Annotated in this window: 12 protein-coding genes; 8 read left to right on the top strand and 4 right to left on the bottom strand. The window is 49.7% G+C overall.

The window, feature by feature from the left end; genetic code table 11:
- Window positions 1-172: 172 nt before the first annotated feature.
- Entirely contained in the window at window positions 173-2,455 is a 2,283-nt protein-coding gene (locus NST07_RS18775; RefSeq protein ID WP_341093733.1) for a DNA topoisomerase 3, read from the top strand.
- Window positions 2,456-2,552: 97 nt separating this feature from the next.
- On the opposite strand, the gene NST07_RS18770 is transcribed toward NST07_RS18775, so the two are convergent.
- From NST07_RS18770 to NST07_RS18760, 3 genes are all read right to left on the bottom strand, one after another.
- Window positions 2,553-3,284: a DsbA family protein gene (locus tag NST07_RS18770; protein ID WP_341378832.1), complete on the bottom strand. Its 732-nt coding sequence runs from the start codon at window positions 3,282-3,284 to the stop codon at window positions 2,553-2,555.
- 96 nt (window positions 3,285-3,380) lie between these two features.
- The gene (locus NST07_RS18765) at window positions 3,381-4,133 is read right to left on the bottom strand and encodes an HAD family hydrolase (protein WP_341093730.1); all 753 of its coding nucleotides are present in this window, start codon (window positions 4,131-4,133) and stop codon (window positions 3,381-3,383) included.
- 100 nt (window positions 4,134-4,233) lie between these two features.
- Window positions 4,234-5,157: an ArsR family transcriptional regulator gene (locus NST07_RS18760; protein ID WP_342479937.1), complete on the bottom strand. Its 924-nt coding sequence runs from the start codon at window positions 5,155-5,157 to the stop codon at window positions 4,234-4,236.
- Window positions 5,158-5,412: 255 nt separating this feature from the next.
- On the opposite strand from NST07_RS18760, the gene NST07_RS18755 reads away from it, so the two are divergent.
- The 5 genes from NST07_RS18755 (at window position 5,413) to NST07_RS18735 (ending at window position 10,799) form a co-directional block, all read left to right on the top strand.
- Window positions 5,413-6,540: an MFS transporter gene (locus tag NST07_RS18755; RefSeq protein ID WP_341097695.1), complete on the top strand. Its 1,128-nt coding sequence runs from the start codon at window positions 5,413-5,415 to the stop codon at window positions 6,538-6,540.
- 90 nt (window positions 6,541-6,630) lie between these two features.
- Window positions 6,631-7,356 carry an ATP-binding cassette domain-containing protein gene (locus tag NST07_RS18750; RefSeq protein WP_341093726.1) on the top strand — a complete coding sequence of 242 codons (726 nt, stop codon included), beginning with the start codon at window positions 6,631-6,633 and terminating at the stop codon, window positions 7,354-7,356.
- 35 nt (window positions 7,357-7,391) lie between these two features.
- Complete coding sequence (locus NST07_RS18745) at window positions 7,392-8,675, top strand: hypothetical protein (RefSeq protein WP_341093725.1); 1,284 nt, start codon at window positions 7,392-7,394, stop codon at window positions 8,673-8,675.
- Complete coding sequence (locus tag NST07_RS18740; protein ID WP_038592865.1) at window positions 8,668-9,366, top strand: response regulator transcription factor; 699 nt, start codon at window positions 8,668-8,670, stop codon at window positions 9,364-9,366. The genes NST07_RS18745 and NST07_RS18740 overlap by 8 nt, the downstream gene beginning before the upstream one ends.
- Window positions 9,363-10,799, top strand: a complete 1,437-nt coding sequence (locus tag NST07_RS18735) for a HAMP domain-containing sensor histidine kinase (protein WP_342479936.1) — start codon at window positions 9,363-9,365, stop codon at window positions 10,797-10,799. Before NST07_RS18740 ends, NST07_RS18735 begins: the two co-directional genes overlap by 4 nt.
- Window positions 10,800-10,920: 121 nt before the next feature.
- On the opposite strand, the gene NST07_RS18730 is transcribed toward NST07_RS18735, so the two are convergent.
- Window positions 10,921-12,150, bottom strand: coding sequence for a glucose-1-phosphate adenylyltransferase (locus tag NST07_RS18730; protein WP_341378830.1), 1,230 nt, complete (start codon window positions 12,148-12,150; stop codon window positions 10,921-10,923).
- Between the two features lie 216 nt (window positions 12,151-12,366).
- Between NST07_RS18730 and glgB the strand changes: the two genes are divergently transcribed.
- Entirely contained in the window at window positions 12,367-14,292 is a 1,926-nt protein-coding gene (gene glgB, locus NST07_RS18725; RefSeq protein ID WP_341093722.1) for a 1,4-alpha-glucan branching protein GlgB, read from the top strand.
- A gap of 34 nt (window positions 14,293-14,326) precedes the next feature.
- On the top strand, window positions 14,327-15,751 hold the full coding sequence (gene glgA / locus NST07_RS18720) for a glycogen synthase GlgA (protein ID WP_341093720.1): 1,425 nt from the start codon (window positions 14,327-14,329) through the stop codon (window positions 15,749-15,751).
- The last annotated feature ends 77 nt before the right edge of the window (window positions 15,752-15,828 follow it).

Below are 15,828 nucleotides of genomic sequence, written 5' to 3'. Positions count from 1 at the left end.
AAGCTGGAGCCGCTCTTTGTATTTAATGATAAAAAAGCTTGGTATTCTCCATGAACGCATGTATTTGGTGCTCAATTTATACTGATTAATAGCAGGTAATACGTTAAACATAATGGTATAATAGACTACTGGACGTATTTTGGAAGAATGAAAGGTTAAGGAGCGATACTTTTTGAAGACACTCATTATTGCGGAGAAACCGGATATGGGGCGGAATATCGCCGCCGCAATAGAACCGAAGGCCAAAAATTACCGTTCCTATCTGGAAGGGGAGCAGTACATCATCACATGGGCGATTGGACATCTTATCGGGCTGGCCGAGCCTGAAGCCTATGACGACAAATATAAAAAATGGAATATCAATGATTTGCCGATCATCCCCGAGCAGTTCAAGCTGGTACCCAATGCGCGTACCATTGACCAGTTGAAAGTTATTGGTGAACTGGCCAAACGCAGCGACTTATTGGTCAATTCCTGCGACGCGGGGCGGGAGGGGCAGCATATCTTTTCGCTGATACAGCGGCATCTGAAGCTGAATCAGCCAGTGAAACGGCTGTGGATTTCCGATTTGACTCCGGAGACGATCCGTAAAGGGTTCCAGGAGCTGAGGGACGGTTCAGAGTACGAAAACCTAACCAAAGCCGCCAGAGCACGCAGCGAGGCGGATTGGCTGATTGGCATGAACGGCTCACGGGCGTTTACGACCAAACATAATGTGCTGCTGTCCGTCGGGCGGGTGCAGACTCCAGTACTTGCGCTGATCTATGACCGCCAGAAGACGATCGAAGCTTTTTCATCGCTTAAATTTTTTGAAGTGGAGGGGCAGTTCGCTCAGAACGAGATGACCTACAAAGGGATGTGGCAAGGGGAACGCCTGACGGATGGAACCAAAGCTGAAGCGCTGGCCGCCAAGGTCAAGGGCAAGCCGGGCAGGATAGCTTCTTATGAGGTCAAAGAGACGAAAGAGTATCCGACTAAGTTATATGATTTGACGCTGCTGCAGCGCGAGGCGAACGGCAAGCATGCTTTTTCCGCCAAAAAAACGCTCGATATTGCTCAGGCATTATATGAAAAGCATAAGGTGATCTCCTATCCCCGGACCAACTCCAACTATGTGACCGAGCAGAACATCCCGGAGATGCACAAGACGCTTTCCGCCCTGCAAGGAACATCGTATGACGAATGGGTCAAAGGCGCCAACCGGAATCTGGTCCATAAAGGCAATAAGTTTATCTGCAATCCCTCGAAGGTTGAAGATCACCATGCCATTCTGCCGACTAACCGCAAAGCATCGGGACTTAGCACAGATGAGGCCAAGCTGTACGACTTGATTGTGCGCCGCTTCCTCTCGCAATTTTATCCGGCTGCTGAATATAAGGTTCATACCGTACTTACTGAGGTGGAGAACGAAAATTTCAAAACTACGGTCAAGGAGCTGCTGTCCCTCGGCTGGAAAGTGATTTACGGCGATCAGAAGAAGGACAAGGCCAAGCCGTCCAAGGGCAAAGGCAAGGAAGATGAAGAGGAAGAAGAAATTGAAGTGAATGAACCGTTCTCAGTGGTTCCTGCTGATGAGGTACTGTGCAGTGATGCGATCGTCAAAGAGAAGGACACCCAGCCGCCTAAGCACTACACGGAGGGCACGCTGCTGAAAGCAATGGAAAGTGCGGGCAAACAGATTGAGGATGAGGAGCTGCGCGACGCGATGAAGGACTCCGGCCTTGGCACACCGGCTACGCGCGCGGCGACGATTGAACGGCTTAAGAACGTGGGTTATGTGGAAATGCAGGGCAAAAAAATCGCCATTACGCAAAAGGGCAGGACTGCCATTGAGCTTATTCGTGGTGCAGGTGTTGAACTGCTGACGTCACCGGAAATGACCGGCCAGTGGGAGCGGCGGTTGAATGAAATCGCCAGAGGCACGGCGGCGGACGGGCAGTTTATGGAGAACGTCAAACGCTTCGCCTCGATGATTGTGGACAAAGTCCGGGTACAGTCCCGGGCAGCCAAAACCTCCTTTGAAGGGGAGACGCCATCCTTGAAAGGCGGAGCCAAGGGACGAAGCGGAGCCGGTGCGGCACGCAAGCCGGCAGGCAAACCGGTTGAGGCGAAGCCCCGCAAAGCGGCGGGAGAGTCAGGAGCGGAAGCTGCCGGAAAAGCGGCTGCGGCCAAAGGGGATGACGGACCAAAAATCATCGGGAAGTGTCCGCGGCCCGGCTGCGGTGGAACGATTTTTATGGGCCGCAAAGGGTATGGCTGTTCCCATTACAAGGAAGGCTGCAAATTTGTCATTTGGAAGGAAAATCACGGCCGCACCCTTAGTGATGCCCAGGTCAAGGCGCTGATTGAGAAAGGCAAAACAGGCAAGCTGAAGCTTGCCGGCGAGGACGGCTCGCCGCAAGAGGGCAAACTGGTACTCTCTGATGTGAGCACAGGTCAACTGACCGTAGAATAAAACGCAAAGTTTAAATCTTACGAGCAATCAAAGAGGATGCACCCTGGCCTAATGATTTCCGGCCGGAGCGCATCCTCTTTTTAAACGCATTACTTTCTTATTTGACCAGTTCGGCTTCGATTGCAGCGGCCAGTGTTTCATATGAAGAGTTCGGCAGGAGAACGCCGTTCACCATGAATTTAGGTGTGCCATTCACTCCATAAGAGCCGGCAATCTTAAAGTCTTCCTTCACATCATACATGTAGGTGTGATTCTGAACATCCTGCTCAAATTGAGCATAGTCCAGGCCATCGATATTATCCTTCACGAAGTCTAGGATGAACTTTTGGGTAATCCAGATCTTGCTCTCGTCACCCTGATTCTCATATAGCTTGTGAAGATACTCCCAGAATTTCTCGTTACTCTGCTTATAGATGGCTTCGCCGGCACTTGCGCCAAGATAAGAATCCCGGTCAATAAATGCAAAGTTCATGAAATAAAATTGTACTTTGCCACTATCTACATAATCTTTAATGAACGTATCCAGATAAGTTGCCGTCCATTTCTTGCAGGCAGGGCATTTGAAATCGGCGAATTCAATGACCTTGACCTTGGCATCTTCGCTTCCGAGATGCGGCTGCTTCTCATACTTCAGCCCGTCAACCACGATGGTGCCTTTTACATCCGTGTAGTTAGGCAGGTTGTCGAATACTATGGCCTCATCGTCTTTGTTGCCCGTCGTGATATAGACAAGCACACCAAGGAGGATAACCACAACTACAGCCAGCAGCATGGGGAGTAAGCGTCTGTTATCCGAAGCGTTCTTAGGGTTCGTCTTCTTCTTGTTCATTCCTACCTCCTGCATGAGATGAAAATCTTCTCAAACAGTATAATCACACTGCCAGGAGGTTGCCTATGTCATTTGTAACAAGGACTTGTCTTTTTGTCACCCGTGATTTTGCCGCAGAGCCGCTGTCCGAATTACCGGGGTTACTTCGTGAATGGAAGAAATGGTTACTACAGATTGCTGCATTTCACGTTGAAGCTCGATCAGGTTATAGAGCCATTCGTTCTGCTGCTTCAGGTAAATGCTGTTGATGCCTGCGGTCACGGCTGGGAGTACATCGGTGCGCAAAGAGTTGCCGATCATCCAGGTGCGCTGGCGCTCGAACGGGTAACTGCTCAGAATATTTTCCAGCGATTCTACATTTTTGTGCTGGCGGATAAAAATCCGGTCGTTGAAATATACATCCAGCTTCATCTGTTCAATCTTGCGCTGTTGAATCGTATCGTCGCCGCCGGTATACAGATATAAATCATGACCGTCCTGTTTCAATGAATCAAGCGTCTCCACCATGCCCGGATAGGCTTCGATTTCCTGATCATAGACACTGAGTCCAAGCTTCATCAGCTGCTGCTCCTGATAGGGATCGGTCGGCCGGTTAAATTTGGCGCAAAAATAGTGGTAGGTTGCGATGAGGGACTTGGGGAAATTTTCACTGGCCAGTCCGCTGGTGCTTACCGTCTCTACATCAATCTCGGCCTGTTTGGTGCGGACTTCACCCGTAGTAGGACCGAAGCCGCTGAACCAGTCGGACATGAGTTCGAAATACTGCCCCAGAATGAGGTCAAAATATTTGTTGCAGTGCACCAGGGTGTCGTCCAAATCGAAAATTACTTGCTGTGTTGAATATTTCATAACGCTCACTCCTAAAAGTTTTGTTAGCAGATACTTATCGGCCGGGCTTCGTACAAAACTCGCTTCGTAAGCATTCGCTTATCTCTGTTTGGTACTGTTATTATAAACGAATATAGGATTCCAGGAACATCTGAAGATCCGAGGCGCCGTCCGCGCGGATGCTGTAACGTTCATTGCCTTCTCCTTCACTGCCCAGATGGACGCGCAGGAGACCGGCGACCCGCAGGATAAGCAAATGATGCATAAGCATTTCACTGGACTGGCTCAAATCGGACTGCATGTCCCATAGGGTCTTGGGCTCATTAGCCACATAGCGCAGCAGTCTTAGACGCGTCGGGTCCGACAGCGCCTTGGTCAGGCGCAGCAATACGGTAGGCGGCTCGTCCTCGTCTTCAGAAGGCACATCTACAGGGTACTGAATGATCATTAAGGTATTATAGAAGCAATACGTATTAATCGGCCTGTTGTGCACTGTAGGCAGCAGCACAATAGTCTGCAAATCCGGGATGTCTCCGACTACCACTCCGCCTGAGGCGTATTCAATCAGCGCTCCAGGGTCCATTTTACTCTCCAGCAGCTTCTTCTCCGAGGCGTCCTCGATCAGCAGCGGCAGAATCTTATGCTCCACATGACGGAAGTACTGATCATACCAAAGGCGAAGAAGCGGAGCATAGCTGTCCCTGATCCGTTTGCATTCTTTAATCGTAAAATCGGGGAACAGGGGAGACAGGCGCCCGAAGCGCTCCTCCAGTGAGGAGGACTCCAGTTCGTCCAGGAACTGCAGCACTTTGGAGCCTGGCCCGCGGTTATAAGCCCAGGCATACAGCACATCATAGTCAGTAAAAGGCCATTCGGCAGCCTGCTTCAGAGCGGATACCTGCTGCGGCGGTATGCGGCCGTCGAGATCACGGACCCAGTCGGGACCTATATCCAGATTGGAGATCCATTTACCGGTAACATATATCATGAAACTGTCCAGCAGTTCATATACAGGCGAGACATCAATTTTTAGTTCATAGCTCATGAAGCATACACCCCCAGGGAAATCCGTCACTTCTATATATTATCTCTTGTTTTGAAGAGGGTTGTCCACTATAATGTTCGGTGTTTGCCGTTTCACGTCCGTTGGCTTAACTATTGTATTACATAGCCCTGAGCTTCCGAAGCCAGGTTTGTTCGAAGTGACTAAGGAAGCATATGCTCACAAAACCTTTAGGAGGATTCATTCGTGTCAGACCGGCTCAGCGCAACAAGCAAACTGAACAACAAATGGAATTATATGATTCTAATTACAGTTATTATCGCTGCCGGGCTCAGCCAAGGGCTGCTGCTTCCGGTGCTCTCCATTCTGCTGGAGCAAAAAGGGGTTTCTTCCTCGCTCAACGGCCTTAATGCCGCTGCTTTATATGTAGGCTCTTTTGCGATGACGCTGGTAGCCGAGCGGGTTCTTGGCGCCATCGGCTTCAAGAGGCTGATCGCTGCCGGGCTCAGCCTTGTGCTGGTGGCGCTGCTCTTGTTCCCGCTGCTGCCGGGCATCAAGGTCTGGTTTGTCTTGCGCCTGTTTGTGGGCATTGGAGACTCAGCCATTAACTATGCCGCGCAGCTATGGGTGCTGCTCATGACACCTGCGGAGCACCGGGGGCGCAATCTCTCGCTGTATGGGATGTCCTACGGACTCGGATTTAGTCTCGGCCCGATTGGGATCAGCCTGCTGCGATATGGCCAGGCTGCACCGTTTTTGATCATCGCTGTGCTTTTTGTACTGGTGCTGCTGCTGGTCCTTATCAAGCTGCCGGATTCTCACCCGGATAAAGTGGAGCATGGGGAGGGACAAGCGCGGCGTTTCGGGCGGAGCTACAGCCTCGCTTGGTATGCCCTGATTCCTGCACTTCTTTACGGCTATATGGAAGCTAGTCTGAACAGCAATTTCCCTGTGTACGGACTGCGCATTGGCTACAGCACGGATCAGATTGCTGCGCTGCTGCCATTCGCCGGTATTGGCGGTCTGCTGCTTCAACTGCCGCTGGGGTTATGGAGCGACCGCTACGGCCGAAAGAAGATTCTGATCTTTTCCGGTGTGAGTGGCGGTCTGGCCTTTACCTTGCTGCCGCTGTCCGGTAATCATTTCCTGCTGACGCTGGTTGTGCTGATGGCGGCAGGCGGTCTGGTAGGTTCTTTCTTCTCGCTGGGTCTAAGTTACGCTGCGGATATTCTTCCGCGCAATTTGCTGCCTGCGGCAAATGTGGTTTCCTCCTTTCATTTTAGTATCGGCAGCATTGTGGGACCGGGCATCGGCGGACTGCTGCTAGAATTTGGCTGGGGAAGCGGTGTTTTTGTCCTGCTGGGCGCTTTTTATATATTGTTCGGTTTAGCAGGGTTATTATTCTCGCCACGCCAGCTGAATTGAGGTAAGATAAGAACGGATGCTCGCATGGAAATCGATCACGCTTTCAGAGTACACTATAGAGTAGAGTCAAAGACAGGGAGAGGCTGAACTATGATCACAGTTGAACATTTAGCCAAAGCAGTCGGGGAAGAAAAAATGCCTGTTCTGCAGGACATTGGCTTTCAATTAGAACCAGGTGAGCTTGTTGTACTGCTGGGAGCCAGCGGGAGCGGCAAGTCAACGCTGCTGCGCTGCCTTGCGCTGAAAGAGAAATGGGACAGAGGGAACTTCAGGGTGGATGGAGTCAATATTCTCGGAAATGTCTTTACCGGCAAACGGAAGATCCGCCGGGAGTGGGCTTATCTGGAGCAAAATGCAGAGCTCAATCCGAACCGGACTGCGCTTAAGAATGTGCTGATAGGCCAGTCCTCACAAACACCCCTCTGGCGGATGGTAACAGGAATGGTCCGTTCAGACGACTACATGGGCGCGATGGACGAGCTCGATTTATTGGGTCTGCTGGATAAGGCCAAGATGAAGACAAGCCAGCTAAGCGGCGGAGAACGCCAGCGGGTGGCGATTGCCCGGGCACTGGTTCACGGAGCCAAGGTGATTCTGGCAGATGAACCGGTTACCGGTCTTGATCCGCGTACAGCGGAGGGAGTGCTGGAAACCCTGCGCAAGCTCTGCAAAGAGACAGGGCTGACGGTAGTGACGGTGTTGCCCCTAGAGCTGGCGGAACGTTATGCTACACGGCTGTGGGTGCTTGAAGACGGCCGGATCAAACATGATGTAAAGGGCCGCCGTCTGACATCACAAGAACGCTTGCATCTGTAAACATTACACCACGAAACAAGGAAAGAGTGATGAAGTTGAATAATCGAGTTCTGAGACGTCTGGCGGCGGTAGCTCTTTCTCTGTCCATACTGTCGGGCTGCACCTTCATCAGCGATCCTGTTTTGCGGATGAAGGCGCCGGAGCTGTCTGCCGACAAGGCTTCGCTGATGACGGCGATCACGTCCCACATGCCGGCGGGAGCTTCGCTGATCCGTCCGGTGAGTGACGATGACAGCTCTATTTTCACTGAGGATCTGGACAAGGACGGAACGATGGAGACGCTCGTCTTCTATTCGACGAAGAACGAGGCCGTACTGATTCACGGCATGATCCTGGAGAAGCGGGATGATGTCTGGGAGAAGAAGCTGGTATTTGACGGTGGCGGAACGGAATTGGATTCCGTTGATTTAAGGGATGTAACCGGTGAGGGGAAGCAGAATATCATTGCCGGTTATTCACGCGGTGTAGAGAAAGGGATGGTGGTCTACTCCTATTCCGGCGGAGAACTGGAGGAAGTGCTCTCCCAGCCCTACACGAAATATATGGTCGATGATCTCAATGAAGACGGGATTGAAGACATCACGGTTGTATATTTTAAACGCAATGAGTTTGCGACAATTACTACCTATCAGTACAACGACGGCTTTAAGGTTTTGGATGAGCTTGACGATCTTGATCCTTATTTCAGTAATTATTACAATATTGTCTCAGGTAAAGTGGCAGAGCATAAAGAAGGTATAGTACTGGATTCGGCAGTGGATTCACGCTCAGCATACACGACAGTGGTAGTGATGGAGAATAATAAGCTGCGTGTGGTGATCCCCGGAGATGCCCGGACCTTTAAGGACAGGAAGATTGTCAGCGAGGATATCGACGGCGACGGTGTTATCGAAATCGGATTGCTGGAGCCGCCGAAGGGCTGGGAATATTTTGATCCTGAAACGATCCCCTATTTTAATTCTTATTACAAATGGGACGGCAAAAACGGCTTAACCTTTTCCGCGCTGCAATATCGTGATCCGTCGGACCGCTTCAGGATTGATCTTTTACCGGAATGGCATGAGAATGTTACAGTGGATACCAAGTCGGTTCAGGACAAATCACTTAAATTTATTTTGTCTAATACCGGTGAGACGGTTGCAGAAATCTCATTCTTTTCTCCGGCGGAGTGGGAGCGTGTAAAGAGCAGTGGATGGAAAATATTGGGATTTGATCTTGATAAGTTTATCGGCTACCGGGGAGAAGTTGAGCAGAACACAAGCGGGGGCGACAACAATAAAATCACCTCGCCTATAGAAAGGAAGGGAATCGATGAGTAAGGTATTAATCCTGGAGGATGAAGAATCCATCCGCAGTTTTATAGTTATTAATCTCAAGCGCAACGGATTTGAGGTGCTGGAAGCCGCTGACGGCAATGAAGCACTGCACAAGCTGACTACGGTTCCTGATATTGATATTGCACTCCTGGACGTAATGGTTCCCGGCATTGACGGGTTTGAGGTGTGCAGACGCATCCGGGAAACGAATGAACGGCTTGGGATTATCTTTCTTACGGCAAAAGTCCAGGAGCAGGATAAGGTTTACGCCCTTTCAGTCGGTGCGGATGACCATGTCAGCAAACCATTCAGTCCTACGGAGCTGATCGCCCGTATACAATCGCTGCTGCGCCGTGTCAATGTTCACCGGGAGCAGTCTGCAAAGGTCTCATTTCATTCGGGGCCGTTTACGCTCGATCTGATTTCTAAACAGTTTAAGCGCAGCGGAGAAGGCATCGAACTGACGCCAACTGAGTTTTCCTTGGTACAATTTTTCCTGGAAAAAGAAAACACGCCGCTCAGCCGCGACTCGCTCTTGGATCATGTCTGGGGCAAGGAGTACATGGGCGATCCAAAAATTGTTGATGTAAATATCCGCCGGCTGCGCCAAAAGATTGAGAATAATCCCTCAGAACCCGAATACCTACAGACCGTATGGGGACACGGCTATAAATGGAAGGGTCAAGGACAATGATCAAGAAGGGGATGCGCAGACAGATTGTACTGCACTATATTCTTGTAGTCTTCGTGGCGCTCCTCCTCGTTGAGGTTATTTTTCTGCTGGCCATCCGGACGTATTATTACGATAGTGTTTATAATAAAATCACTACCCAGATCGGAATATCGGAAAACTTCTATAAATTTACATTTTCCAACGAGGGTTCGCCCGTTCATTTTCAGAAGCTGCTTGAATATTTCGATATGGATAATACGGAATTGGAAATACTGACCCTAAACGGTGATATCCTTACCGGATCTACGCCATTTCAGCCTGACCGTACGATTACTACCAGCGATGTATCAGAAGCGGTTGGCGGAAGCATCGGACGCTGGATAGGCAGACAAGCAGGGACGAATGAGAGCGTTATGGCGGTATCCAAAATGCTGCACATTAACGGCCGCGATTCTTTTATTGTAAGGTACCTTACGTCCATGGAGAGAATCAACTCAGATTTGCTGAATCTTACCTTGGTATCCATCGGTATCGGTGGAGCAGTAATGGCTATTGTTATGCTCTTCAGCTTCGGTCTTGCCAATTCCATCGTAAAGCCGCTCAACAATATTACGGCAGTATCGGCGCAGATGGCCAAAGGCAGATTTACGACCCGGATCAAAGGTGACTACAAATATGAGATTGGTGATTTGGCAACCACACTCAACTATATGGCAGATGAAATTATCCGCAGCAATCAGATTAAGGATGATTTCATTTCCTCGATTTCCCATGAGTTGCGGACGCCGCTGACCAGTATCAAAGGCTGGAGCGAAACACTGGTTTCAGGTGGCTACGACCCGGAGGAAACTAAGCTGGGTATGGGGATTATATCTAAGGAAAGCGACCGGCTGATCGGGTTGGTGGAGGAAATCCTCGACTTCTCCAAGCTGCAGCAGAATGAGATGAAGTTATCCATTGCTCTTATCGATATCAAAGTGGTGCTTCAGGAGACGATATTGAATGTATGGGCCAAAGCGGAGAAGAAACGTATACATCTGCTGCTGGAATGTGAAGGGACGATCTATATCAAAGGAGATGCCAACCGGCTGAAACAGGTATTCCTGAATTTGGTGGACAACGCCGTGAAATTCTCCCCCGAAGATTCCAGCATTGTTTTGTCCACCCACATTCTCTCCAAGGAGGAGCTGGCTGTCATTGTCAGGGACAGCGGGATTGGCATCAGCGAAGCCCACCTCTCCAGAGTCCGCGATCGTTTCTTCCAGGTCGACGCGCTGAACGGAGGAACCGGACTGGGGCTTGCCATTTCCCAGCAAATTGTGGAGCTTCATCACGGAAAGCTGGAATTGGATAGTGAGCTGGGCAAAGGAACGCAGGTTACTGTTATTTTGCCGCTGACCGAGGAACAGCCTCCAGTTGCAGCAGAGGGTGGAACCGGACCCGAATTACTGTAATAGGCTCTTTATGAGTGTAAAGCGACAGGAAGTAAATATACAAGAAAAAAGCAGCAGCTCCGGTTATCAGAGACTGCTGCTTTTTCTTGTATAGGTTGGAGACTGACGGGATGCTGATAACTTAAGAAGGAAGTCCTTCAGCCCGCAGACGTCCGGTTTTTTCGTACACTTCCTGCAATAGGCGGGAAGGCTGAGTACGAATGACAGGTTTGGCGGCCACAATCTCATTAGGACCGACAACGACAATGTTGTCCACACTGCCCTTAATTACAGCACCGTCTTTGATAACAGCTCCTTCACCGATAATTGCATTTTCAATTACTACGCCCCGGCCGATACGTACACCCGGCATAATAACGCTTTGTTTAATCATGGTCATTTTGCCGATTTCCACGCCGCCGAACACTACAGAGCGCTGCAGGCTGCCTTCCAGAAGGCAAGTTTCATTTATGAGGCAATCTGCTGTTTTGATCTGCGACGGCATACGTGGTTTAACTGCAGCGGGTTTGGTCCGGCGGGCCCGGCTGTACATTGGCCACTTCGAGTTGTCGAGCTTAAAGCCATTATCGGCTTGCAGAAGATCCATATGCGCTTCCCAGAGGCTGCCTACTGTACCTACATCTCTCCAGTAGCCTTCAAAACGGAAGGCAAACAATTCATCATTGGCCTCCAGCATCGTCGGGATCACATCTTTGCCGAAGTCATGGCTGGAAGCCTGATTTGCGGCATCACGGAGAAGATGTTCTTTCAGGTATTTCCACTCGAATAGATAAATCCCCATCGAAGCGAGGTTGCTTTTAGGGACTTTTGGTTTTTCGGCAAATTCAGAAATTCGCAGCTTCTCATTTACGTTCATCACACCAAAGCGGCTTGCTTCATCCCAAGGCACTTCCATTACCGAGATGGTGGCTTTGGCGGATTTGTCGATATGGTAATCCAGCATTTTTCGATAGTCCATATGGTAAATATGATCTGCCGAGAGGATCAGTACATGCTCAGGATTTTGATTGTCAATAAACTCAATGTTCTTATAAATGGCATCAGCTGTTCCAGAATAGCTCTCACGGCCTTCAACTCCCGAAGGAAGCAGTCTGACCCCCTGATCAGTTGTGCTGTGAAGCCCCCAGGGTTCCCCTTCACCAATATGTTGATGCAAGGAAGTAGCTTCGTACTGCGTCAGTACGCCTACAGTGTCGATATTGGAATTCACACAGTTGCTGAGGGGAAAGTCAATGATTCTATACTGTCCTCCGAAAGGGACTGCAGGCTTTGCCATTGTGCTGGTCAGGGGGGCCAATCTGCGGCCTTCACCACCCGCCAGGAGCATGGCGATACATTTTTTATTACTCATTTGTTATCCCTCCCATTTTTTTGTCAATGCTTGTAATATAAACTCCCCACAAGCGCTTGAAACGACATAGGTGAAATATATTGCGTTACCGCAAGAAAGATTACATGAATATTTTCTTTATTCTGTGAAAGCTTATTTTGCTTGTAAAATCATTTTCAAACGCCCAACATTCGGGTAATGTTATAGGTGCATCCTATATAATAAGGTGGTGATGATTTGCCTGACATACAAGAAGCAGAAAACCTCCCGTCATTTGAAGATATTTACCTGTTCCATGAGGGCACGAATTATCGCAGCTATACGATGCTGGGCGCGCACATTGCCGCTGAAGAAGGAATGACCGGCGTACGCTTTACCGTGTGGGCTCCTCATGCGACATATGTAGGACTGGCTGGTAATCATAACGGCTGGGATGGAACGCAGGACGTGGACTCGTTATATAAGATACCCGATTCAGGATTTTGGAGTCGTTTTTTTCCGGGCATAGAGCCGGGAACTTTTTACAAATACAGGATTGTCGCAGCGAATGGCGAAAGCTTCCTTAAAGCTGATCCTTATGCTTTCAAGGCTGAAGTGCGTCCGGCGACGGCATCAGTGGTGGCGGAGCTTAGCGGCTACAGTTGGGGAGACGCTGCCTGGAGGCGGCGGAATAAAGCACCCTATAACGCGCCGATGAACATTTACGAAATGCATTTCGGGACTTGGCGTCAGAAGGAAGACGGAGAATTCTACACTTACCGGGAGATGAGCGATCTGCTGATCCCTTATCTGCAGGAGATGAGTTATACCCATGTGGAGTTTATGCCGCTGGCTGAACATCCTTATGATTTATCCTGGGGTTATCAGGGAACCGGATATTTTGCCGCAACGAGCCGTTACGGAGAGCCGCATGAGCTGATGTATTTAATTGATCAGCTGCATCAGGCAGGCATTGGGGTTATTCTTGACTGGGTTCCGGCCCATTTTGCGAAGGATGCACATGGACTGAGAATGTTTGACGGTTCACCACTATATGAGTATGCGGACCCTATGCTGGCCGAGAAGCCGGGCTGGGGCACGCTTTCCTTTGATTTCAGCAAGCCGGAAATTTCCTCCTTTCTGATTTCAAATGCCTTGTTCTGGTTCGAGCAGTATCATATAGATGGCATGAGAGTTGATGCGGTTACAAGCATGCTGCGGCTCGATTTTGAGAAGCAAGGCCATCAGTTCAGACGCAATCAAAACGGGGGTCTTGAGAATCTTGAAGCCATACGTTTCATACAACAGCTGAATAAAGCAATCTTCCAGTATTATCCGAAAGCATTGATGATGGCGGAGGAATCCAGCGCCTGGCCTGGCGTTACGTCTCCAGCTCATCAAGGGGGACTCGGTTTCAATTACAAATGGAATATGGGCTGGATGAATGACACACTGGGCTACATAGAACATGATTTCGGGGTACGGCCCGCTCATCATAATTTGTTGACTTTCCCAATTTGTTATGCCTATGCCGAGAACTATACGTTACCGCTCTCTCATGATGAAGTGGTCCACGGCAAGAAATCGCTGCTGGACAAGATGCCAGGCTCTTATGAACAGAAATTTGCCGGTCTCCGGTTACTGCTGGGCTACCAGATTACCCATCCCGGCAAAAAGCTGCTGTTCATGGGTGGAGAATTCGGACAATTTATCGAGTGGAAGGATCAGGAGCAGCTCGATTGGCTGCTGCTGGATTATGAAAGCCACCGTGGAATGCTGGCCTATACCGCTGCGCTGAACAAGCTGTATTTGGCGGAAAAAGCATTGTGGGAGCTGGATCATGATATGGAAGGCTATCAGTGGATTGATGCCGACGATAATGGCCAAAGTATTGTGTCCTATATCCGCAGAGGCAAGAGACCCGTTGATACCTTGCTTGTAATTATCAATTTTCAGCCGGTGGAACGGCGTCAGTACCGGATTGGCGTACCCCGCCCGGGAACTTATGAGGAGATATTCAGCTCTGAGGATATTCGGTTTGGCGGCTCGGGTGCCAGCAATGAGCCTATGAAGAGCAGCAAGCAAGAATGGCATAACCAGCTGAACAGCATAGAGCTGACCATTCCGGCACTTGGATTTCTGGTGCTCAAGAAATCCGGCCGCAAGGTGGTCAAACAAGCTTGAAATAGAGAATTCGTACATTTAAGGGGGAATCTGAATGAAAGTTTTATTTGCTGCAGCCGAAGCCCATCCTTTTGTTAAGACAGGTGGTTTGGCTGATGTCATTGGAGCTCTGCCCAAGGCGCTAAAGGGCGCAGGAGTGGATGTACGGGTGATTTTGCCAAAATACCGGGGAATTCCGGAGAAGTTCACTTCGCAAATGGAGCATGTAGCCGTAGTGGATGTTCCTGTCGGCTGGCGAAATCAGTATTGCGGCATTGAACAGATTATTTACGAGGGTATTCCGGTCTATTTTATCGACAATGAATATTATTTTGGCCGTGACGGCATCTATGGATATCTGGATGATGGTGAACGGTTTGCATTCTACAACCGGGCGGTTCTGGAATGCCTGCCGGCCATTAATTTTCAGCCGGATGTGCTGCATTGCCATGATTGGCATGCTGCAGTCATTCCGATGCTGCTTCAGGGCCATTACCGGCATGTTCCGTTCTACAGCGAAATGCGCACTGTCTTTACCATTCACAATCTGCTATACCAAGGCGTGTTTCCTTATTCCGTGCTGGGTGAGCTGCTTGGCCTGGATGACAGCTACTTCAGCGGTGTAGAGTATTACGGTAACGTGAACTATATGAAGGGCGGGATTGTCCACAGTGATCATGTGACTACGGTCAGTCCGACTTATGCGGAAGAAATCCGTACGGCCTATTATGGATATGGTCTGGATGGCTTGCTCTCTTCCCGGGCAGACAGTCTCAGCGGGATTGTTAACGGCATTGATACCAAGAGCTACAATCCCAACACCGATCCGCAAATCTTTACGCGTTACCGTTCAAATCTGGCGAAGAAGGCTGAGAATAAGCTGGGCCTGCAGCAGGAGTTAGGGCTACCGGTAGCCCCGTATATTCCGATGGTCGCAATGGTTACGCGGCTGGTTGATTCCAAGGGCCTTGATCTCCTGACACGCGTGCTGGATGAGCTGCTGTATTACGATGATATTCAATTTGTACTGCTTGGCACAGGGGACGAATCCTATGAACGCTGGTTCCGTGAAGCGGCATGGCGGTACCCGACCAAGCTTTCTTCGCAGATTCTGTTCAATGACGCTTTATCGCGCAAAATTTATGCGGCCAGCGATCTGTTCCTGATGCCATCAAAGTTCGAGCCCTGCGGAATCAGCCAACTGCTGGCGCTGCGTTATGGAAGTATTCCTGTAGTCCGTGAGACGGGGGGACTTAATGATACCGTTCATGCCTATAACGAGGAAACTGGCGAAGGCAACGGCTTCACATTTAAGGATTACAACGCACATGACATGATGCATACACTGCGCCGGGCTGTATCGTTCTACCGCAAGCCGGAACACTGGAAAAAAGTTACGAAAAACGCTTTTGCCGGTGACTACAGCTGGAATGTTTCCGCCCAGCAGTATATCGACATATACAACAAAATTACACAATAATTAAATTCGAGTGGATATAGCATAACAAAACCAGTCAGACACTTTATCGTGCTTGACTGGTTTTATTATGGGCTGAC

Source organism: Paenibacillus sp. FSL L8-0340 (genome assembly GCF_038593145.1).
GTDB lineage: Bacteria > Bacillota > Bacilli > Paenibacillales > Paenibacillaceae > Paenibacillus_AQ.
The sequence above is the reverse complement of the archived record's forward strand: the minus strand, read 5'-3'. Positions and strand labels throughout refer to the sequence as shown.